This is a genomic window from Shewanella aquimarina (assembly GCF_023349185.1).
In the GTDB taxonomy this organism is placed as follows: domain Bacteria; phylum Pseudomonadota; class Gammaproteobacteria; order Enterobacterales; family Shewanellaceae; genus Shewanella; species Shewanella aquimarina.
Genome location: NZ_JAKIKY010000002.1, coordinates 319,563 through 341,087, shown reverse-complemented (window position 1 = coordinate 341,087; position 21,525 = coordinate 319,563). Strand labels below are relative to the sequence as shown.

18 protein-coding genes are annotated in these 21,525 nt (G+C 53.9%); 10 read left to right on the top strand and 8 right to left on the bottom strand.

Translation table 11 applies throughout. The annotated features are described in order from the left end of the window. The first annotated feature begins 173 nt into the window (after positions 1-173). A complete protein-coding gene (locus L2731_RS19530; protein ID WP_283165009.1) occupies positions 174-1,169 on the top strand; it encodes a CatB-related O-acetyltransferase in 996 nt (331 codons plus the stop codon). A gap of 179 nt (positions 1,170-1,348) precedes the next feature. Further along, positions 1,349-1,960 carry a 5-formyltetrahydrofolate cyclo-ligase gene (locus L2731_RS03640; protein ID WP_249251883.1) on the top strand — a complete coding sequence of 204 codons (612 nt, stop codon included), beginning with the start codon at positions 1,349-1,351 and terminating at the stop codon, positions 1,958-1,960. Between the two features lie 20 nt (positions 1,961-1,980). Here the strand turns inward: L2731_RS03640 and L2731_RS03635 are convergent, their stop codons facing one another. After that, complete coding sequence (locus tag L2731_RS03635; protein ID WP_249251882.1) at positions 1,981-2,808, bottom strand: substrate-binding periplasmic protein; 828 nt, start codon at positions 2,806-2,808, stop codon at positions 1,981-1,983. Between the two features lie 313 nt (positions 2,809-3,121). On the opposite strand from L2731_RS03635, the gene L2731_RS03630 reads away from it, so the two are divergent. Then, complete coding sequence (locus L2731_RS03630; protein WP_249251881.1) at positions 3,122-3,601, top strand: copper resistance protein NlpE; 480 nt, start codon at positions 3,122-3,124, stop codon at positions 3,599-3,601. Between the two features lie 15 nt (positions 3,602-3,616). On the opposite strand, the gene L2731_RS03625 is transcribed toward L2731_RS03630, so the two are convergent. Together L2731_RS03625 and ung are read right to left on the bottom strand one after the other, a co-directional pair. Further along, a complete protein-coding gene (locus L2731_RS03625) occupies positions 3,617-4,210 on the bottom strand; it encodes a hypothetical protein (protein ID WP_152619074.1) in 594 nt (197 codons plus the stop codon). Positions 4,211-4,393: 183 nt separating this feature from the next. Beyond that, a complete protein-coding gene (gene ung, locus L2731_RS03620) occupies positions 4,394-5,062 on the bottom strand; it encodes a uracil-DNA glycosylase (protein ID WP_249251880.1) in 669 nt (222 codons plus the stop codon). A 150-nt stretch (positions 5,063-5,212) separates the two neighbouring features. Between ung and L2731_RS03615 the strand changes: the two genes are divergently transcribed. Together L2731_RS03615 and L2731_RS03610 are read left to right on the top strand one after the other, a co-directional pair. Next, entirely contained in the window at positions 5,213-5,749 is a 537-nt protein-coding gene (locus tag L2731_RS03615) for a type II secretion system protein (protein ID WP_249251879.1), read from the top strand. 118 nt (positions 5,750-5,867) lie between these two features. Next, a complete protein-coding gene (locus L2731_RS03610) occupies positions 5,868-6,185 on the top strand; it encodes a DUF3144 domain-containing protein (RefSeq protein WP_249251878.1) in 318 nt (105 codons plus the stop codon). A gap of 104 nt (positions 6,186-6,289) precedes the next feature. Here the strand turns inward: L2731_RS03610 and L2731_RS03605 are convergent, their stop codons facing one another. After that, a complete protein-coding gene (locus tag L2731_RS03605; protein WP_249251876.1) occupies positions 6,290-6,904 on the bottom strand; it encodes a LysE family translocator in 615 nt (204 codons plus the stop codon). A gap of 340 nt (positions 6,905-7,244) precedes the next feature. On the opposite strand from L2731_RS03605, the gene L2731_RS03600 reads away from it, so the two are divergent. Then, positions 7,245-7,787 carry a thioredoxin family protein gene (locus tag L2731_RS03600; RefSeq protein WP_249251875.1) on the top strand — a complete coding sequence of 181 codons (543 nt, stop codon included), beginning with the start codon at positions 7,245-7,247 and terminating at the stop codon, positions 7,785-7,787. Between the two features lie 101 nt (positions 7,788-7,888). Here L2731_RS03600 and L2731_RS03595 read toward each other — a convergent pair whose 3' ends face one another. Beyond that, complete coding sequence (locus L2731_RS03595) at positions 7,889-10,465, bottom strand: TonB-dependent receptor plug domain-containing protein (RefSeq protein ID WP_249251874.1); 2,577 nt, start codon at positions 10,463-10,465, stop codon at positions 7,889-7,891. A 530-nt stretch (positions 10,466-10,995) separates the two neighbouring features. Between L2731_RS03595 and L2731_RS03590 the strand changes: the two genes are divergently transcribed. The 3 genes from L2731_RS03590 (at position 10,996) to L2731_RS03580 (ending at position 16,077) form a co-directional block, all read left to right on the top strand. Continuing rightward, complete coding sequence (locus L2731_RS03590; protein ID WP_249251873.1) at positions 10,996-12,444, top strand: sigma-54 interaction domain-containing protein; 1,449 nt, start codon at positions 10,996-10,998, stop codon at positions 12,442-12,444. 180 nt (positions 12,445-12,624) lie between these two features. Next, positions 12,625-14,067, top strand: coding sequence for a cytochrome c oxidase accessory protein CcoG (gene ccoG, locus L2731_RS03585; RefSeq protein ID WP_249251872.1), 1,443 nt, complete (start codon positions 12,625-12,627; stop codon positions 14,065-14,067). Positions 14,068-14,481: 414 nt separating this feature from the next. Next, on the top strand, positions 14,482-16,077 hold the full coding sequence (locus L2731_RS03580; protein WP_249251871.1) for an AMP-binding protein: 1,596 nt from the start codon (positions 14,482-14,484) through the stop codon (positions 16,075-16,077). Positions 16,078-16,226: 149 nt separating this feature from the next. Here the strand turns inward: L2731_RS03580 and L2731_RS03575 are convergent, their stop codons facing one another. Continuing rightward, a complete protein-coding gene (locus L2731_RS03575; protein WP_249251870.1) occupies positions 16,227-16,739 on the bottom strand; it encodes a lipocalin family protein in 513 nt (170 codons plus the stop codon). 303 nt (positions 16,740-17,042) lie between these two features. On the opposite strand from L2731_RS03575, the gene L2731_RS03570 reads away from it, so the two are divergent. Further along, the gene (locus L2731_RS03570) at positions 17,043-18,023 is read left to right on the top strand and encodes a DUF4382 domain-containing protein (RefSeq protein WP_249251869.1); all 981 of its coding nucleotides are present in this window, start codon (positions 17,043-17,045) and stop codon (positions 18,021-18,023) included. 68 nt (positions 18,024-18,091) lie between these two features. On the opposite strand, the gene L2731_RS03565 is transcribed toward L2731_RS03570, so the two are convergent. Then, positions 18,092-19,921, bottom strand: a complete 1,830-nt coding sequence (locus tag L2731_RS03565) for an ABC transporter transmembrane domain-containing protein (RefSeq protein ID WP_249251868.1) — start codon at positions 19,919-19,921, stop codon at positions 18,092-18,094. A gap of 109 nt (positions 19,922-20,030) precedes the next feature. After that, a complete protein-coding gene (locus L2731_RS03560; protein WP_249251867.1) occupies positions 20,031-21,341 on the bottom strand; it encodes a short-chain fatty acid transporter in 1,311 nt (436 codons plus the stop codon). Positions 21,342-21,525 lie beyond the last annotated feature (184 nt).

Below are 21,525 nucleotides of genomic sequence, written 5' to 3'. Positions count from 1 at the left end.
AATTCAAGCTTTAAGACCATTAAAGCTAATAAATAGCAAGGCCAGAAGGTTCACCATCTTCTGGCTTTTTTATATCCCAAGCAATCTACCCGCCTCGAAGCCATTATGGGTTCAAGGGCTACACAGATAACGGCATCTTGGGGAGCAATTCAAATTGGAGAGGCTGGAAGGCATTGATCAGAAAAGGTCACCTTCTAGCCTTTTTTATACCCCACGCAAACTGCCTGCCTCGCAGCCTATGTGGGTTCAAAAAACTTACCCCCCCTCCACCTTCAACACCAAAACCCAAACAATCAACAACAGTTGCAACAAAACCAACCAAAGCCACACAAAAGAATTACAAAGGTAAAGCACAATTCATGGAAAAGTGCGAAAAAGCTACTGACAGCCTTATGGAGATCCCATATAGATTAACCAACTCGCTATTGGAAACCATCCATTTACACATGTACCAAAAAGTATCTATGGGATTTCGTGTCCGCAAACAGTTTGCCAAACTAAATATCAGGATACCTAAGGCCGTTTTTTATTGGAAAACCCTTAAACTGGATCCAGCTATTAAGATTGAGCAAAATACGGCCTTCATCAAAGGCAAAATTTTGCATTCAATGGGCGCATATTCATATACACGCAGCAGCCTTCCCAGAAATACCATTGTTGGACGTTATTGCTCAATTGCTCGAAGTGTCACAAGTCTAGGCGTCCAACATCCTTTGAAACGCTTCACCACTAGCGCAGTGACCTATTCAAACGATGAAATCAAATTAGACACTCTTCCAGAAGGACTCCTAAAACCTTTTGATGGAGCCAAATGTCCAGCAATCATCATCAAAAATGATGTCTGGATTGGCAACAACGTGGTGTTGAAGCCTGGTATTACTGTCGGTAATGGTGCGGTTATCGCTGCCAATGCCGTAGTCACTCGTGATGTTCCCGACTATGCGATTATCGGTGGCATTCCAGCAAGAGTGATCCGCTATCGATTCTCACCAAACACGATAAACGCCTTATTAGAGCTTAGGTGGTGGGACTACAACTTCTTAAACTTTAAAGATATTCCTCTTGATACAGACATAGAAAACTTCATCAATGCACTCACACAAAAAATTAACGCCAACAAGATAGATAAGTTTTCTCCACGCTACTTTAGCCTCTCACCACAGCAGTAGTCCCGATCTCATCAAATTAATTTCCATGTAATAAGCGATAAGAGACGGCTGTAATTTGCTATTCCAACAGACCATGAATAACGGGTATCCCTATCATAAGTTGAAAAGTTCCACTCAGCAGAGATAGACTGCCCACATAACATCGAACTCGATGACAGCCTTTAATGGAGTTAAGGATATTGAAACCCGCCTTCGCGCCGAGCGCCACCAACCAGGAAAATCGTCAGGCGATTAGAAATCAAATCCGCATCGCAAGGCGGGCGATTCCTGCCGACACCCAGAAACAATTTGCCCATGAGGCAGCCACAAGGCTGATGGCGGTGATTGGTCAGCGTCAGGCAAAACACGTCGCCCTCTATCTGACCAGCGATGGCGAGCTGGATACTCAGCCGCTGATTGAGACCCTGTGGCAGGCTGGCGTTAATGTCTATTTGCCGCGTCTACATCCCTTTTCACGGGGCAACCTGCTGTTTTTTAAATACCATCCCACCAGCCACCTGATCCAGAATCGCCTCAAGATCTGGGAGCCAAAACTCAACATCACTGAGATGATCTTGCCCCAGCACCTGGATGTGATCATCACGCCTTTGGTGGCCTTCGATAAGCAGGGGAATCGTATGGGAATGGGTGGCGGCTATTATGATCGCTGCCTGAGTGACTGGCAGTTGAGGGGCAAACCCTACCCCATAGGCTATGCTCACGATTGCCAGCAGGTAGCAGCGCTACCCACAGAGCACTGGGATGTGCCCCTGCCCATGATAGTGACGCCATCTGTCATCCATACTGGCTAGGCCAGTTGCGGGGGGCTCTATTATCGACGGGCCTGTTTCTGCTGCCAATAGCCATTGGTTCCAAAACCATGTTCGCTGAGTATGCGATTCACCTCGCCACTTTGCGCCATCTCGGTCAGACTTCGATTGAAGTCGTCGAGAACCTCTTGATAATGAGGCAGGCTTCTCGAGAGACCAAGGTGAAAAAGCTCCACACTCAGGGGCTCGCCTACTACCTCAAACTTGTCTTTAAACTGATCGCCAGATTGGGCGATCAGATACTGCGCAACATCTTCGCCGATCAGCACTAAATCGATTCGTCCGGCGAGTAACTTCTTTAGGTTGACCTTATCTGAACTGGCGGCTTCGGTTTGCAGCGCGGCATTTTGAAATGCCTCTGGATTGGCATAGCCCCGGCCAATACCGATACGATACTGACGAAGATCGGCCATGGTATTAAAGGCTATCTGCGAATCCACCCGTTTATAGAGCACGACATTGACCGAGAGTAGCGGCGCAGAAAAGGCTATCCACTCCTCCCTCGAAGGACGATACCAGACACCCAAAATCACATCGGCGCCCCCCTTTTTCATTATGGCCTTGGCACGGGCAAAAGGATAATAACGGTGAGCCATGGGATACCCCGCGTGTTGAAACACCGCCTGAGCCAGATGATAGATAACCCCCTGTGATGGCAGATTCGCCGAATAAAAAGGGGGATAATCGTTAGACACGCTTACAAGAGAAAGTTTATCGATTGGCTTCTTTATCGGTGCAACTGCCACTTTGCCAGATATTGCGCCGCCATTATCGGCTGAGCAGTAGACAGAAAAAACCGTCGCCAACATCAGCGCAAATGCCAAACTCAAACGACGAGCCACACCAAAGCCGGTACTGGGCATTATTCGACACGAGTAGCCAGAGTGGCTCGTATCACAGAGAGTAAAGGTACTGGGCATAGTTTAGGTTTCATAAGGATTAACAGAAGGATAGTTCACATTTTAGTCTAATTTCCCGACCTTAGGGTTGAGAGATTAGGGTTAGCAAGAGAGCAAAGAGCGATTGAATGAAATCCGCTTTGAAAGCATGGAGAAGACAGACTAAAGTGTGCAGAGACTTATAACGCAGGCTGACCATTGGTTTTCAACGCTCCCCTGCTCGCCACCCGTTAAGGAAGAGATAATGAAGATAAGCGCGCGATTCCTCCCAATTGTCCTGCTCGCCCTCAGCGCCTGCGCTCAACAAACGCCAGCCCCGAAAGCCCCCGAGCCTCAGCCAGAAGCCGCGATATCACAGCCAGCAGCTTCTGTGTCAGCCATGCCGCTCGGCGACACCAGCCGCAATGCACTGGATTGGCCGGGTCTCTACATAGGCACTCTGCCCTGCGCCGACTGCCAGGGAATCGCCATGAGCCTGCAACTCAATGGCGACAACAGCTATCGACTCACCCAAGAATACCTTGGCAAGCCAAGCCAGGCCGCCAAGGTGACCCTTAACGGGCAATTTAACTGGAATGAGATGGGCAGCAAGATCACTCTTGATAACAAGGCCAGAAGCATGAAGCTTCAGGTGGGAGAAAATATACTCTTCATGTTGGACGACAAGGGTGAGCGAATTAAAGGGGCGCTGGCCCAGCAATACCAATTGGTGAAAACCAATTGATACGCTGATTCAGACTTAATTTGATTTACACCAGAGATTTACACAGGGCGTGTCACCCACGTTAACCTCAAATCCTGGGCAGTGGTTGGCAAAGTATTTGGCCTCCTGACAAGAGGTCATCTGCAGGCATTGCTGCCGGGCATCGCAGCTAAAGACCACATCTTGTAGCTCCTGCTTACCCACGTAATACTCAGAGCCTGGCGGAAACAGCCCCTCCGGCGGTTTGATGTCTACATTGGCTGAATAGTCATAGTTGACCATAAACAGATAGAGCAGATGACCAAAGGCGATCGCCAGCGCCACCAGACCGACCTTTACCCGCCAGCTGACGGCCTCGTGGTTATCGAACTTATCAAGCGACTCGAAGGGCGAGGTCAAGGTGATGGGATTGCCCAAGTCTATCTCTCCCTTGGTAACCTTAGTGCCGCGCAGCGAATCTTTCCATTGGCGATACACCACGGATTCACCCTCTTTGGGCATGTGTTCATAGGGGAGTAAATTGATGCCAAAAATTCTGAGTTCGTCCGATCCGTCGTCCGGGGCGATAAAGCCTACCCTCTGTTCCTGATTCCAACGAACAAGCGTTCCTCGCTTAGCTCTAATATCCATATTCCTGTCCGCCTTGAAAGCCTAGCCTGGTAGGCGGCCACCTACCCAAGCCGCTGTAACCTGTTGCAGTCTCTATGGGTTATCCCACCCAAAACCGTTAACAGTTACGTTACACTCATCTATCAATATAATTAGCTTTTCAGGGGACGGCAAGTATGATTTTGTAGCAGCTCGGCCTGAATTTTACACCTGCCAGTCGATAGGTGTCTCGCCGGAAGCCTTTAACAACTCGTTGATTTTTGAGAAGTGTTTACAACCAAAGAATCCGCGATAGGCCGAAAGCGGCGAAGGATGTGGCCCGGTGACCAGATGGTGACGGTCTGACTCGATAAGCTTGCTCTTCTTCATGGCATGGCCCCCCCACAGCACGAAGATAATCGGACGTGCTTGCCCATTGAGCAGCCTCAGGGCGTTGTCGGTGAAGGTCTCCCATCCGGCCTTAGCGTGGGAATGTGCCTTACCCTGCTCTACCGTGAGCACAGTATTGAGCATCAAGACCCCCTGCTCGGCCCACTTAGCAAGGTGGCCATGTGCAGGGATCTCAAACCCCTGGATATCGCTGGCAAGCTCCTTATACATATTCACCAGCGAGGGAGGAACCTTAACCCCAGGCTGCACCGAGAAACAGAGGCCATGCGCCTGACCCTCACCGTGATAGGGATCCTGACCGATTAATACCACCCTGACCTTATCCAACGGCGTCAGATCGAACGCGCTAAACACCTGCTCCTTCGCCGGATAAATTGCCTTACCTGCATCGCGCTCTCCCTGCACAAAAGACTGCAACTGGCCGAAGTAATCTTGCTGTGCCTCTTGATCGATAAAATCTTGCCAGCGGCTGATCTCTGTCATAGCTATCTCTTTATATCTTTTCAAAAAAAACTTAGAATCGAGTAGTACTTTTGGCGTTGTCCGACTCGCACAGATACATACGCCACATCTAAGACTGATCTAGCCTAAGACTTACCTAGCTTAGTCTCTACAATCCCAAGAGGTTTTACGATGTCCTTGGCACATAAACGCGGCTTTACCCTTATCGAACTCGTGGTCGTCATCATAGTGCTAGGGATCCTGGCGGTCACCGCCCTGCCAAAATTTATCAACCTCTCCCAGGACGCTCAAGTGGCCAGCGTCAAGGCCACCGGCGGCGCCTTCAAGTCCGGCATCGACATGGCCCGCGCCGTATGGGCCGTTCGCATAGGCTCGGGGCCGGCGGAAAACCTCAAGACCTTCGGCGACAGCGAGGCGGGCGAGATGGATTTTAACGCCAATGGCTGGCCGGCGCAGCATTACTTTACCGATAACGAGGCCTCGCCGCAGCTGGACAACGTAGAAGATTGTATCTCGGTATGGGAAACCGTCTTTCAGGGCGACGAGCCCAGCGTTTCCCGCAGCGATGCTCAGACCAGCACAGATTATAAGGCAAACTACATCAGTGTGAATCAATGTCGCTATCACCTGAGCGACAATCAGAACCTCAGCATCTACTATGATTCACGGGATGGCCGCGTACTGGTCGACAGCGATCCCGCTAGTTAATCTCACGAGCCTATAGGGATTGGCGATATAGATCCCATTACCTCTAAATCTATGCTTCATTAACGGCTAATTTACGTTACTATGCCAGCATACTATTGACCTACCTGTGAGCATGCGCATGTCAGAACAGCAAAAAGAAACCACTATTTTTCAATTAGCCGACAAGTTTATCGCCTTAGCCAACGAGCTCAGTGCCGAGGAGCAGGATATTGCCAAAGTAGGTACCGCCCTGCGTTTTGCCGCCGCCCGCTTTAACGCCTTCGAGGCAGCGCTGAAATCTGCCGATCTTAAGGCCGAGAAAACCAACGCGCTGGAGTGGTTTACCAAAGAATACAAGGATATGTTGAACGATAACTTAGACGATCATATCGACAATCCACCTTCGGCTCAGCAAGAGCCCGCCAAAGATGAAGCCGTACAGGTCTTCAACGGCTAGTCTGCCGATAGGCATAAACAGATAAAACAATGCGGCTAAGGGAGATCCCTTAGCCGCATTTGTATTACTCTGCTACTCACCTAAAAAGCGCTACGCCATAGAGGCTAGAGGGTCACCAGCACCCGCACCGCCAGCAGAATCAGCACCACACCCGAGAGCTTATCGATCAGCGCCGCCTTCTCTCTGAGCTTAGGCAGCACAGACTTGTGCGACAGCAGTAAAGCGATCAGCGTGTACCAGAGACCATCTACTACCAGTGGCGTCAGCACGATAAGCGACTTACCCCACAGCTCATCGGCCACCATCACAAACTGACTGAAGAGCGCCAGAAAGAACAGCATGATCTTTGGGTTAAATAGCGAGATGGCAATGCCATCGCGTGCGGCAGTGATGAGATCCGTCGACTTACCCGCCGCCAACTTGTCCGACATACCGCCCTTAGAGCGCAGCGCCTGAACGCCGATATAGGCAAGATAGAGGGCGCCGAGAATCGCGATACCGTTAAACACCAGCGGCGCCTGCTTAAGCAGCACGGCCAAGCCCAGCAAGGTCACCAGCGCATAGACACCTATGCCGATGGAATGTGCCCAGGCGCAGACGATGCCGTTGGCTCGACCACCACCTAGGGTGTGACGCACCACCATGGCCAAGCTAGGCCCGGGCGACATGGCCCCCAAACAACAGATAGCTAGCAGACCAAGCCAGGCACTAAAACTCATACGGTATCCTCTATCATTCACAATTACGAAATAGGCGCTACGAAATAGGCGTTACATCGCCCCAACCTGATGGCGACATGCGAATCCAGCGCAGGTCAATATACCTCAATCCCCTGATGCTTTTAATACTCTCAACACAACTAAACCAATGCGCGTGGCGCAGGCATCGACCTAAGTCAGGCCATTAACTTATTGATCTGTTTAATCTGTTGGAGAAGAGAGTCCCTCGCAAGGGCTCCACGCCATGAATTCATCCGCGCCTTGTTCAATTGTCCCCGCGTAAGCAGCAGACATGTTAGGCTAAGGCCCAATACTCAGACAGATTGATGAATCCCAGGATATGAGCTCTTACCTACTCCTCCTAAGCACCGCGACCCTAGGATCGATATTTGGCCTGCTTGTCTGGCTTGTGTACAAGCGATGCCAGGGAAAGAATATCCCGATTGGCGTGCTAGGCGTCCTAAGCTGTCTATTGCTACTCAATGCCGCCGTCACTTACTTTGTCTTCCCCAAGGAGGATAGCCAAGCTTATAAACAACTGACCTGGCACAACCTGCAGCCAGAGCAGATCCCCGCCTGGGTTGCTAAGGGCAAAACGGTATTTGTAGATGTCAGCGCCGACTGGTGCAACATATGTAAGGCCAACAAAGACAGGGTACTGCATCAGGCGGTGGTGGTTGAGCGGCTAAAGAATAAAGATATGCTATTGATGCGCGGCGATCTTACCCAGAGCGACGCCAGGATAGAGGCTTACCTGGCCAGATACCAGGCCTATGGAGTTCCCTTTAACATCGTCTACAGTCAGGCGCAGCCCAACGGCCTGGTACTGCCTAGGGTGCTGTCAATCGATGATCTGCTCAGCGCCCTGCCTCCGCGCGGCTAGTCGTATTCGGCATCAAAAAAAGAAGGCTGCAAGGCAGCCTTCTTATCATTTCAATTGCTAGCGCCTGGTGATTTTAATCACTAACGCCTAGGACTCCGAAATTAGAAGCGGTAGTTCACGCGACCATAGTAGTAGCCACCGTTGTAATCGAACGGGCCACTCTCATAGTACACGGCGCCTAGCACGCCACGGGTACCGTCTTTCAGCTTCTGCGCCTCCTGATCGAACAGGTTGTTGGCACCGATAGATACCGTCAAGCTGTCGAGGAACTGATAACTTAACTCGAGATCCAGAGTCACCGCCGAATCGGCCATCTCAGAACCCCAATCCGAGGTATCGTCGGCGTGGGTCGCATAGTACTCGCCGAAGTAGTTACCACGCAGCGACATGCTGAGTCTGTCCCAAGACTGTGCCCAGGTCAGCGTCGCACGATGAGCCGGAATACCATCTTCTAAGCGACGCACCTTACCCGCATCTGTGGTGTTCGGGTTGTACTTATCGACACTGGTATCTGTCCAGCCATAGGCCAGGCTAAACTTGGTATCGCCAGACAACAGCTGAGTGTCGTAAGAGGCTACAAGATCGATACCCTGAGTCGTGGTATCGAAGTCGTTGGTGTAGTAAGTCACCGCAGAGATCAACTCTGGGAACTCGACACCGGCTGCGCGCAGCGCATCATAGTCATCAGCCTCAACCGCGATCTGGCTCGACTGAGCGATACGTCCCGTCACCTCGATGTTGTAGTAATCTACTGTCACGAAAAGGTTTTCATGTTCAAACACGGCACCCAGAGCGTAACTGACAGACTCTTCAGGCTTGAGCACCTTACCACCATAGAAGGCCGATAGCGGATCCGTTGGCGGCGCGATAAAGGTCTGGATCAGATCGCCATCGACGATAGAGGTCTGAGTGTTTACCACGTTCTCCTGGCCCACGGTAGGCGCACGGAAACCAGTGCTGTGTGAGGCGCGGAAAGAGAGATCGTCTGTGGCCGTGAACTGCGCGGTCAGTTTGTAGTTAAGAGTATCGCCGAAGGTCGAGAAATCCTCATAGCGCAATGCAGCACCAAGCAACCAACGCTCGCCCAGATAGGCTTCCATGTCGGCATAGACACCTATATTGTTACGGGAGTTCTTGCCTGCGGCCTCTGGACCGAATCCCTTGAAGCCGTGAGAGCCTATGTTAAAGCCCTGGTCGGCGTAAGGACCGGCCACCCAAGAGGCTTCTTCGCCCTGAGTGATCTCGAACGACTCTTCACGCCACTCAAAACCTGTCGCGAAGCTGATATCTTCGACGCTGCCTAGGGTCAACATGCGAGAGAAATCCAAGTTAACGGTAGTCTCTGCTTGCTCATAGGCACCAGTTTCAAAGTCGGTCGGTGTGTCTAAGCCCAGTGACGGGTTGAGCGAGTTCTTCAGGCTGAAGGTCGACTTGTTGTTACCCATACCCGCGCTGAAATCATAGTTCCACTCTCCCAGCTCGCCCTTCACCCCGGCGAAGAAAGAGCTATCTTCTACCGTACCGGCAAACTGCGGCGTATAACCGCCCGGACGCAGTTGGTTCATGGCGAAACAGTTAGGATCGGCCAGCATCGCCTGGTAGGCATCGGTTTCCAGTACGTTGCCGTCGCTACCATCGGCATTCTTAGGAATAGGCACCACGGCGCAGGTAGAAGGATCGCCATTGATCGCGCCTACCAACAGGGTCTCACCGTCATCCAGTGAGTAGACGTTGCCACGATTGTGTGGGTTACGATAGTAGAAGCCACCGACCACGTCGCGCGAAGAGAGGTTACCGAAGGCATATAGACGCGCATTATCATTGATGTCATAGCCGGAGTTTAGGAAGAAGCTATAGTCATCCTTGATCTCTGGGTTCCCCCACACCTGAGCGGGGTCTTCGACGAAGGTATTGCCCTGCTCTATCAGGTTGGCTGCATCGGGACGCTGTATGCTGCGGCTGGTAGCATCGGCATTCTTGTATTGTAGGCTGAGGTTCACAAAACCAGCATCGGACAGTGGCAGTCCCACGTTGGCATCTATGGTGGTGGTGGCACCGTCGCCCTCATAATATTCACCCTGACCGACTGTGATAGAGCCACCCTCGGCGTCATCCTTAAGCACAAAGTTCATCACACCGGCGATGGCATCTGAGCCGTATTGCGCCGCTGCACCATCGCGTAATACTTCTACTTGTTTCAGTGCCGCACTCGGGATCACCGAGATATCCGGGCCTTGGGCACCGTCGTTGATACCGCCGCCTTGGAAGGCGATCACCGAGGCGCGGTGACGGCGCTTACCGTTTACAAGCACCAGGGTGCTATCGGAAGGCAGACCACGCAGGTTGACCGGACGGATCAGGGTTGCCGCATCACTGATAGGCTGAGCACGGGAGTTAAAAGAAGGTACAGAGGTGACCAACATATCGATCATGTCGGTCGAACCATTCTTCTTAAGATCATCGCTGCTGATGATATCGATAGGCACCGGCGAATCGCCGATAGAGCGCGGCGCAGAGCGTGTCCCCACCACAGCAATCTTTTCAATATTATCAGACGCTTGAGCCTGTTGTTCATCGGCCAACGCCTGTGTACTCGCTAACGACCCTGTCAATGCCAAAGAGATGGCAAAACTCAGCGCACTCACGCCGAAACCTTTATTTTTATGTGTTGTCATCATATTTCCCGCATAGTTTTTTTTATATTTCGCCATCATTCGCGCCTTTTTAACGCGAATCACCACAGGCATTCCCCAGAGCGAAATGAATACATTTCATTTACACTTCTATAACAAATAAAAAATAATTGCTAATACTAATTAATCTAAATTAGACGATAGTCGGTTAGTGATACAGGCCAAAAACTGAACATTCATGCGGTTTTGGCAGCAAAAAACCAAATAGATTAGTCAGTAAAGCTTAAACAATTCCGGTTAGAGTAATTGTTCAGAAATACTCAAAAAATCAATTATTGGCTAACATCTACCTCTAATGAGATAGTTAAAATAGTCGGCTAGGCATAGCGAAAAACAAACATACTCGTTGGCCCAAAAATGAATAACGATATATCGCGACATTGATTGATGACGCCAACCAGAAAAACCGGTTAAGATAGACGCAAACTCACCCCTGGGATGTCGAGCTATATTCCGAGGCGAACATTTGAAGATTGCGCTCCCAAGAGGCGCATTGCCAGCAAGGAGCGGCGAGCATGGCTTGTAAACACCCAAGGGTCGATGATGCCCATGTGGACTTTCTACCCGAGAACAAACTCCTGCTCAACGCGGTCGGAGAAGGGATATACGGCTTCGACCTCGAAGGCAACGCCGTGTTTATCAATCCCGCGGCCGAGAGAATGACGGGCTGGAAGGCCGAGGAGCTGCTGGGCAAGAATATCCACGACTGTCACCACCACAGCCATGCCGATGGCAGCCCCTATCCTCAGGAAGAGTGCCCCATCTATAACACGCTCCACGACGGTATCGCGAGGGAGATCAGCCACGACCTCTTCTGGCGCAAGGACGGCAGCAGTTTTCCGGTGCACTACACCTCGACCCCTGTCTACAAGCAAGACCGTCTCATCGGCGTTGTCGCGATATTTCGTGACATTAGCATTCAGAAGCAGACCGAGGCCTCGCTCAGGGAGGCGCTTAAGCAGGTGCAGGCCCTGTCGGAGAAGTTGGCCAACGAAAATGATTACCTGCTGACCGAGCTGGCCAGCCACCGCCAGGAGGTGAATATCTCGGGCGAGAGCGAGGCGATACAGTCGCTGATCCAGCAGATAAAACTGGTGGCCAATACCAGCAGTACCGTGCTGATCAACGGTGAAAACGGTACCGGCAAGGAGTTGGTGGCCCGCAACATCCACGCCCTGAGCGATCGCAGCGATCAGCCCCTGGTGAGCGTCAACTGCGCCGCCTTCTCACCCACCCTGTTAGAGAGCGAGCTCTTCGGCCATGAAAAGGGCGCCTTCACCGGCGCCACCAGCCGCCGCAAGGGACGGTTCGAGCTGGCCCACCAGGGCACACTGTTTCTCGATGAGGTAGCCGAACTCTCCCTCGAGGCCCAGTCTAAGCTGCTCAGGGTGATCCAAGAGCAGGAGTTCGAGCGTGTGGGCAGTAGTACTCCCATCAAGGTGGACATACGCCTGGTCACCGCCACCCATCACGATCTGCTTAAGCGGGTAGAACAGGGACTGTTCCGCATGGATCTCTACTATCGCCTCAATGTCTTCCCCCTGCATGTGCCGCCCCTGAGGGAGAGACTGGAAGATATTCCACTATTGGTCAGCGATATCCTGCTCAACCTCAACCATAAGCTGGGTAAGAAGATCAAAGGGGTCAGCAAGCAAGGCATGCAGCACCTGATGGCCTATCACTGGCCCGGCAACGTCCGTGAGCTGCAGAACGTTATCGAGCGTCAGACCATACTCTGTCACGGTCAGATTCTGCAGATCCCGGCGCTACAGGCCGAGCCGCTACCTCAGGACAAGGGGGAGTTTCAGACCCTGCAACAGGTGGAGGCCGCCCATATCCGCCGCACCCTGAAGCGGCTCAACTGGCGTATCTCAGGCCCCAACGGCGCCGCCAATGTGCTGGGACTCCCCGCCAGCACCCTGAGATCCCGCATGCTCAAGCTGGGGATCAAGCGTCCGGCCTAAAACGTTCACGACAATCTCATACAAATTAGCGATATATCGCCAAAGCACGATATATCGCCAATGGAATTGAATTCAATCTGATTCAATTATATTTATTTCAATAACTTACAACACTCCTAAACTTGGATCTCAACTTGCATTGGCTGTCGGCAATTCCCCTAGCAAGAGTTTGGAAAGCCAATGAGTCAAGATCTCAGCAGTAAAGAGAACCCAATCGCCACCAAGGCCGCCCTGGGCCAGGCCATCCCCGTGACCAATCTGCCGGTGCAGCGCGGTAAGATACACATAAAAGAACAGAAGGGGCGCTTTCAGCGTCTGCGCACCGGCCTCAATAGCCTGCTTATCCTCTTCTTCTTCCTGTTGCCCTTCATCCCCTATCAGGGACGCCAGGCGATCCTCTTGGATGTGGAGCGCCAGGAGTTTCACTTCTTCAACCTGACCCTGTGGCCGCAAGATTTCACCCTGCTGGCGTGGCTGTTTATCATCGCCGCCTTCGCCCTCTTCTTCGTCACCGTCTTCTGGGGCCGTGTCTGGTGTGGCTACCTCTGCCCTCAGACCAGCTGGAGCTTCGCCTTCGTCTGGATAGAGCGGCAGATTGAGGGCAACAGCAACAAGCGTCACGCCCTGGATAAGGCCCCCTGGAGTCTTGAGAAGGTGCTTAAACGCGGCGCCAAGCATCTCGCCTGGGCACTGGCGGGGCTGATCACCGGCTGCGGCTTCATCGCCTACTTCATCCCGGCCAGCGAGCTCTATCCACAGATTTTCACCTTAAGCGCCAGTTTCTGGGTCAGCGCCTGGGTCTGGTTCTTCGCCCTGTGTACCTACCTCAACGCAGGCTGGATGCGCGAGCAGATGTGTCTGCACTGCTGCCCCTATGCCCGATTCCAGTCGGCCATGTTCGACGCCAATACCCTGACCGTCTCCTATGACGCCGCCCGCGGCGAGTCGCGCGGCCCGAGAAAACGCAAGCAGGCCACCGACCTCGGCGACTGCGTCGACTGTAACCTGTGTGTCGATGTTTGCCCCACGGGGATAGATATTCGTAACGGCCTGCAATATGAGTGCATCAACTGCGGCGCCTGCGTCGATGCCTGCGACCAGACCATGGATAAGTTCGGCTATGGCAAGGGCTTGATCCGCTACGCCAGCGAGAACGAGCTGCAGAAGAAGGAAGTGAAACGCTTTAACTCCTTCAAGTTTGTCGGCTATGGCATCGCGGTGATCATCATGCTCAGCGTATTCGTCCTGGATCTCTATCGTCACCAGAGCATAGATCTCAACGTTATCCGCGACCGCCAGAGCCTCTACCGCGAGGTAGGTGATGGCCGCATAGAGAACAGCTATACCCTGAAGATCCGCAACAAGACCCAGGAAGATCACCAGTACCTTATCAGCCTCAATGACACAGGCAACCACGGCTTCGCCAAGGAGACCTCACAGCAGGTGTTGATCAAGGCCGGTGAACAGCTGAGCTATCCGGTGACTGTTTTCAAGCAGAAGCGGGCGGACTTTGTCGGCGCCAAGCTGCAGAAACAGACCATCACCTTCACTGTCACCAACCTGAGTAACCCCAAGGAGAAGGTCTCCCAGGCCAGCCCCTTCTTCAGCCTGAGCGCCTTTTAAGCCCTTCGGTTAAGACAACCAACCCCGGCGGCGCAACATAACGCCGGGGCAAACGCCGCTACAAGGTGGGCGATTCTCACCCCTTGCTCTTCCGATTCAAGGCTCAGGTCTAAATCGTCAGGTCTAAATCATCAAGCCTAAGTCATCAGGCTTAAGTCATCAGGCTTAAAGGCCCTAGGTTTCCAGGCGATAAGCCTCTTCCCGCTTACCGCCAGGCCTACATCAGGTCAGACCAGATAGGTTTCACCACTTCAAAAATAATCATATTAAACATACAGATAGAAGTTAAACAGCCGTTTTACTCCCTGCCGACAGTGGTTGACCTGAGGTGATTTTTAGCACAGTCTAAACACCTGTTTGATTTTTAGCTGACGCCCAATCATACCCACAATAATAACCAGAGGAGACGCGTCCATGGCCTATGATTCTCACGTCCATGTAGACCTGGAGAAATATGCTTCATTGATCGATCTGATCGAAATCGCCGCCGAGCGCTATGGCGATAAGACAGCCTATGTGTGTCTGGGCAAGGCCAGCAGCTTTGCCGACATAGAACGCAACTCCCGAAACTTCGCCGCCTACCTGCAACAACATACTCAGCTTGAAGTGGGCGATAAGGTCGCCATCCAGCTCCCCAACCTCACCCAGTTTGTCATCGCCGCCTACGGCGCGCTACGGGCCGGTATGGTGCTGGTCAACACCAACCCCTTGTATACCCAGAGAGAGCTGATTCACCAATATCGAGACTCGGGCGCCAAGGCCTTGGTGGTGCTGAGCGATCTTTTGCCCACACTGGAAGGCGTGATCCCCGAGACCCAGATAGAGACGGTGATCGCCACTCATCCGCTGGATCTGATCGCTCCCCAGCCTCAAGCCGATAGCACCCTCGCACACATAGGCTTTACCCAGGTATTAGCCCTGGGCGCCGAGGCAGAATATCGCCCTGTACGGGTCGAGCAGGCTAGCCTGGCGGCACTGCAATACACGGGCGGCACTACGGGTCTCTCCAAGGGTGCCATGCTCAGCCACACTAACCTGCTGGCCAACATGCTACAGGTGCAGTCGCGACTGGCCAGCAAGTTTGTTGAGGGCGAGGAGATCTTCGTCGCGCCCCTGCCCATCTACCATATCTACGCCTTCATGGTGAACTTCGTCTACTTCGAACAGGGCGGCTGCAGCGTACTCATTCCCAACCCGAGAGATATAAGCGGCCTTATCCAGACCATGTCGCAACATCCCTTCACCGGGTTTGCCGGCCTCAACACCCTGTTTGTCGGGCTCTGCCATCAGCAGGCCTTCCAGGCGCTGGACTTTAGTCATCTTAAGATCACCATCTCTGGCGGCACGGCACTCACTCAGGCGGCCGCCAGCATCTGGCGGTCCACCACGGGCTGCACCATCTCCGAAGGCTATGGCTTGTCGGAAACCTCGCCCGTGGTCTCCCTCAACGCGCCAGGGCTCGAGTGTCTGGGCACCATAGGGCGACCCGTAATAGATACTCAGGTGAAGATCCTCGACGCCAACGACCAGGAGGTGCCTCAGGGTGAGATAGGTGAACTGGCAGTCAAGGGACCACAGGTGATGAGCGGTTACTGGCAAAAGCCTGAGGAGACCGCCAAGGTGATGACGCCGGACGGCTTTTTTAAGACGGGGGATATCGCCTTGGCCACAGAAGATGGCATGCACAAGATAGTGGATCGTAAGAAGGATATGATCATCGTCTCTGGCTTCAACGTCTATCCCAACGAGGTGGAAGATGTGCTCGCCGCCCATGAGAGCGTGCTGGAGTGCGCCGTGATCGGCGTGGAGGACAGTCGCAGCGGCGAGGCTGTCAAGGCCGCCATAGTGCTGCGAGAACCTGAGCTGGCAAACGAGGAGATGAAGCAGGCCCTGCTCGACCATTGCCGCGCGCAGTTGGCCGCCTATAAGCTCCCCAAGATAATCGAGTTCATGGCCGCACTGCCCAAGTCAACCGTGGGTAAGATACTGCGTCGTGAGTTGAGAAAGTAATCTGCTAATGCTGCGGCTTTGAGCCGAAAGGCCTAAAAAGGGCGCCTTCTCGGGCGCCCTTTTTTATTCAACCCATCATTCCCATTCCTAAATCTTGATTAAAGAGCCCTATCTATTACTCCCAGCTTTCTATTGCTCCCTGCTTTCTATTACTGCCAAATGATCGCCTGGGTATCGAACCCCAGCTTCTCGGCCTGGGTGACAAAGGCTTGTCTTACCGACTCATCCACCTTGGGCGTGCGCGCCAGCAGCCAGAGATAGTCACGGTTATAGCTGGTGATGAAGGCGTACTGATAATCCGCATCCAGACGGTAGATCACATAGGCACCATAGAAGGGACCGAAGAAGGAGACCTTGAGGTGGCCAATATCGGGTGACTCAACAAAGTAGGCCTTACCCTCGGCGGTTTTCCAGCTTTGTGATTGCGCATCGAAGCCGCGATTGACCACGCTCACGCCGCCATCGCCCCGCAGTTGATACTCGGCGGTCACCTGGCTCAGGCCGCGCTCGAAGCCATGATCCAGACGGGCGACTTCATGCCAGGTGCCCAGGTATCTGGAGAGTTCGAATCCCTCCACCGGCGCTATCCCCTTGGGCGCGCTGGTGCAGGCCGTTAGCAGGGTTAACAGACAAACAAGAGAAAAGGTAACTGGCCATCTCATCGCGATACTCCACTCATTTAGGTGTATTGGAAAAACAATTCGTCAAACCAATACGCAGGGGGATGGCCTTAGGTTCACAAGCACTAACGCTCTCCTGTAATAAAGCTCTCCTGTGATAATGCTCTCCAATGATAAAGCCCGTCTCCCTATCGCACTTTATTTTGACCATCAAGGGCTGAGCGTCCTAAGCGTTAGCCCTCTCACAAAGTACAAATTTTAACCAACAATTCCCTACATTTTGTGCAAGTACTCCTTAGAATGAATAAAACCATTAGAAAAAACTCATTAAAAGGTTTAATCAAGATGCGACCCTTAACTCTACCCCTAGCTTTTTTACCCTTCACCCTCGTTGGCCTTATGCTCAGCGGCTGCGGCGGCTCCGATGACACCAGTCCACCAGAGCCACTCGCCACAGGTACAGTAAGTATCGCCCTGTCCGATTCACCCATGAGTCAGGTCAGCCGGGTCGAGCTGGTGCTCGATAAACTGGTGATGACAGATGCTCACGGCCAGCGGCACACTCAGGATATGGCCCAGCACAGGTTTAACCTGCTGGACTTCCAAGGCATGGACAGCCACAGAGTGATCGACGGCCTAGAACTCCCCGCGGGCCAATATCACGACGTACACTTCACCCTGGTTAATGGCGATCAGGCCCAGGGTTGCCTCATCGAAAACGGCCAGGGCCAGCACCCGCTGATGATAGAAGATGGTCGCCTCCCCATGGCAAACTTCACCCTGGGCGAACATCAGCACCTCAACCTGACCATGGAGATCGACCTCTACCAGTCAATGCACCTTTCCGATGGCCAATATCAACTCAACCATCACGGTATCTACTCCATCGACGACGACACCATGGGACACATCTTCGGCGAGATGGATCCTCAATGGATCGCCGATTGTGAGACTCAATACGCAGCGAGCGCCCCCGAGGGCGGCCAGTTCTATCACATGGCCTATCTCTACCCGAGCGAGGTGACCGGCCTGGCGCAGATGGGTGACATAGCCCAGAGCCGCGACGACGGCCTCTTCTCGCCGGTGGCCATCTCCCCCATACGCCAAGACAACAATGGCAACTGGTTCTTTGCCATGGGCTATCTGCCCGCCGGCAACTATCGGGTGGGCTACACCTGCCTCGGGCACCTTGATGACCCGACCCAAAACGATATGACTCAAGGCGAATTTAAGCTGTTTGAAGATGGCGGTGAGATCGGTGTCGAAGATGGCGGCAGAGAAACCCGCCATCAGTGCCGTGGTGGCCACGGCGGCCATAGAGGCTAGTCTAGCTAAATATAGAAACAGATAAGAGCAGATATAACCTGTCTGCCCTTATCTCACTCTCCTATCCTTTAGGCCTCTTCGGTAAGCAGCTGCAAGCTGGCGAACTCGCGGTAGAGGCTGTTGCTCTGCATCAACTCACCATGGGTACCGCTGGCGATCAGCTCCCCCTTATCCATCACCAGTATACGGTCGGCGTTGAGCACCGTCGCTAGGCGATGGGCGATGATCAGTGTGGTGCGCCCCTGCATCAGCACATCCAGCGCCTGCTTCACCTTCTGCTCACTGACCGCATCCAGGGCACTGGTGGCCTCATCCAGCAGCAATACCGGCCTGTCCGCCAGTATCGCCCGGGCGATGGCGATACGCTGCTTCTGTCCGCCCGACAGGCGCACACCGCGCTCACCCAGATAGGTCTGATAGCCCTCGCTAAAATCAGCAATAAACTCGTCGGCGCGGGCGGCTACACAGGCCGCCTGCACCTCCTCCAGGCTGGCATTGGGGCGACCGTAACGCACATTCTCCAGCACGCTGGTGGCAAAGATCACCGACTCCTGGGGCACCAGTGCATATTGCTGACGTAGCAGCTGCGGACTCAGACTGGCGATGTCGATACCATCCAGGGCGATCACCCCGCTGTCCAGCACATAGAAGCGCTGCAATAGCTCGAACAGGGTACTCTTGCCCGCCCCGCTCGCCCCCACCAGGGCCACCCGCTCACCGGGTGCGATATTCAGGCTCAGGCCACGGATCACCTCGACGCCAGCCTGCGCCTCCATCCCCTCAGCACTATCGGCACTGGCCTGAACAGGATAACTGAAACGTACCTGCTTGAGGCTCAGCTCGCCACGCACCTTGCTCGGCAGGCTTAGCGGAGTTGGCGCAACAGGAATATCGATAGGCGTCTCCACCAGCTCGATAAGCCGCTCCGTCGCACCGGCGGCGCGCTGGATCTCGCCGATCACCTCGCTGATGGTCGCCACGGCGCCCGCCACCATCACGGCATAGAACATGAAGGCAGAGAGCTCGCCCGGGCTGATCGCCTCACTCATCACATCCTTGGCGCCCACCCAAGTGATCAGGGCGATGGCCAAGATACTGAGAAACATCACCAGAGAAATGAGTATGGCGCGGTACTTGATGCGTCCCCTGGCCGCCTCCATCACAGCCTCGACCCGCTCGAAGAACAGCTGTCTGTCGCGGTCTTCATGGCAATAGGCCTGCACCGTATGGATCTCATGCAGCGACTCATCCACATAGGCCCCCAGATCCCCGACCCTGTCTTGGCTTTTACGAGACAGCTCGCGCACCTTGCGGCCAAAGAAGAAGATAGGCCCGAGCACCAAGGGAACAGCGAGCAGCACCAGGGCGGTCAGCTTAAGGCTGGTGATCGCCATCATCACCAGGCCGCCCACTACGGTAACGCTGGCGCGCAGCGCCATGGAGAGACTGGAGCCCACCACAGATTGCAACAGGGTGGCATCGGCGGTGAAGCGGGAGATCACCTCGCCGGTGCGCAGCCTGGCGTAGAAACCGGGCGACAGCTTGAGCAGATGGTCATACACCTTGAGGCGGATATCGGCGCTTACCCGCTCTCCCAGCCAGGTCATCAGGTAGAAGCGGCAGAAGATGGCCGAACTGCTCAGGGCGGTGATGCCTATCACCAGCAAGATGATCTCGTTAAGGCGCTCGCTATTTTCCCTAAGGAAACCTTCATCCACCATGAGGCGTACCCCCTGGCCCAGCGACAGCCAGGCGAGGGAGCCGATAAACAGAAACACTATGGCGGCGATCACCTTGCCACGATAGGGGCGCAGGAAACTGCCGTTCCAGGGCAAAACCGACCGCTTAGGACTGGGTTTCCTGTCCTGAGGTACGGCGGAAGAGAGAGATTGAGACAAGCTGGCATTCCTTTTAGTCAGCGCGCGACACTTGGCTGACAGAATAACAAAACCCGCCGGGAAAAGCGGGTTTTGTTTGTCACCTCATTCAGGTTCAACAGAGCGCTGACTAGAACCAGGTCAGGCCTATGCTGATCACTATGCCTGTGATGATCAGCTGCATCAGGCAGAAGCCCATGATGTCCCGCGCCTTAAGCCCGGCGATCGCCAGCACGGGCAGGGCCCAGAAGGGTTGGATGAGATTGGTCCAGGCATCGCCCCAGGCCACCGCCATGGCGATACGCGCCACATCTGCGCCCAGCGCCTCGGCCGCCGGTAACATGATGGGGGCCTGCACCGCCCACTGGCCGCCACCCGAGGGCACGAAGATATTAACGATACCGGCGCTGATAAAGCTCCAGAACGGCAGGGTCTCGGCGCTGGCGATGGCCACGAAGCCTGAGGAGATGCTCTGTGCCAGGCCAGACTGCACCATGAGCGCCATGATCCCCGCATAGAAGGGGAACTGGATCACTATGCCGGCACCGCCCTTAATCGCCTCATTCAGGCTGATCAGCAGGCTGCGCGGCGTCTGATGCAATATGATGGCGAGAAACAGAAACAGGTAGTTAACGATATTCAGGTTGAGCTTGCCCCCTGAGGCGAAGAAGTATTGCCCCAGATATACCAGGCCTGCACCACCCACGGCCCAGGCCAGCAGCCGGCTGTTTTCCAGGTAATCCGCCGGGCGGGTAACTGCCTCTGTCTTGACCTCGGGCTCAGCTAACTTTTCCTTATCGACATAGATACTCTCCTCCTGGCTCGGCAGCATGAAGCGGTTAACCAAGGGGATGAGCACGAAGAGGATCGCTACCAGCGCCAGGTTAAATCCGGCGAAGATAGTCGTGTCCGTAGGGATAATGCCTATCTTATCTTCGGCAAAATGCCCCTTGGTGGCTATGGTCAGGGGAATCGAACCCGCCAGGCCGCCGTGCCAGACCACGAAGCCCGAATAGGCACTGGCCACCAAGAGGCGATAATCCACCTTCACCTGACGCGCCAGCGCCTTGGCAAACAGAGCCCCCACCACCAGGCCGAAGCCCCAGTTGATCCAGCTGGCCAGCAGCGACACTAACGTCACCAGGATGATCGCCTGGGGCGCACTCTTGGCCAGGGCGGCGATGCCATCTAACAGGCGTTTAATGGGCGGCGAGCTGGCCAGCATATAACCGGCCACAAGCACCAGCAGCATCTGCATGGAGAAACTCAGCAGGGCCCAGAATCCCTGGCCCCAGTAGGTAACCAGTTGCAAGGGGCTCTGCTGCTCCACCAGCATTGCGGCAATGAATACCAGCAGGGTGAGGAGTAACACGAAAATATAGGGGTCGGGCAGATAGCGGTCGACCAACTTGACCAGAGGTTTTGCGGCCTTATTGAGCATGATCTTGTCCTTGATAGCAGGGTATTATTATTGATTGAATTTGCCACAGACAGGTTAAGCGATAACTTAACTAAATCATACTCATACTATGGTATAGGGGCGAAGGCCATACCAGCAAACAAGGTCCGTAACCCTGGCGCCCGACTCATGTTATAGTGAGGCCATCATTCATCAGCTTAATGAC

Coding starts and splice junctions, on each gene's coding strand:
- L2731_RS03560 (WP_249251867.1), bottom strand. CDS start 21,341: ATGCTCAATAAGGCCGCAAAACCTCTGGTCAAGTTGGTCGACCGCTAT.
- L2731_RS03630 (WP_249251881.1), top strand. CDS start 3,122: ATGAAGATAAGCGCGCGATTCCTCCCAATTGTCCTGCTCGCCCTCAGC.
- L2731_RS03605 (WP_249251876.1), bottom strand. CDS start 6,904: ATGAGTTTTAGTGCCTGGCTTGGTCTGCTAGCTATCTGTTGTTTGGGG.
- L2731_RS03600 (WP_249251875.1), top strand. CDS start 7,245: ATGAGCTCTTACCTACTCCTCCTAAGCACCGCGACCCTAGGATCGATA.
- L2731_RS03595 (WP_249251874.1), bottom strand. CDS start 10,465: ATGATGACAACACATAAAAATAAAGGTTTCGGCGTGAGTGCGCTGAGT.
- L2731_RS03615 (WP_249251879.1), top strand. CDS start 5,213: ATGTCCTTGGCACATAAACGCGGCTTTACCCTTATCGAACTCGTGGTC.
- L2731_RS03570 (WP_249251869.1), top strand. CDS start 17,043: ATGCGACCCTTAACTCTACCCCTAGCTTTTTTACCCTTCACCCTCGTT.
- ccoG (WP_249251872.1), top strand. CDS start 12,625: ATGAGTCAAGATCTCAGCAGTAAAGAGAACCCAATCGCCACCAAGGCC.
- ung (WP_249251880.1), bottom strand. CDS start 5,062: ATGACAGAGATCAGCCGCTGGCAAGATTTTATCGATCAAGAGGCACAG.
- L2731_RS03575 (WP_249251870.1), bottom strand. CDS start 16,739: ATGAGATGGCCAGTTACCTTTTCTCTTGTTTGTCTGTTAACCCTGCTA.
- L2731_RS03580 (WP_249251871.1), top strand. CDS start 14,482: ATGGCCTATGATTCTCACGTCCATGTAGACCTGGAGAAATATGCTTCA.
- L2731_RS03610 (WP_249251878.1), top strand. CDS start 5,868: ATGTCAGAACAGCAAAAAGAAACCACTATTTTTCAATTAGCCGACAAG.
- L2731_RS03590 (WP_249251873.1), top strand. CDS start 10,996: ATGGCTTGTAAACACCCAAGGGTCGATGATGCCCATGTGGACTTTCTA.
- L2731_RS03625 (WP_152619074.1), bottom strand. CDS start 4,210: ATGGATATTAGAGCTAAGCGAGGAACGCTTGTTCGTTGGAATCAGGAA.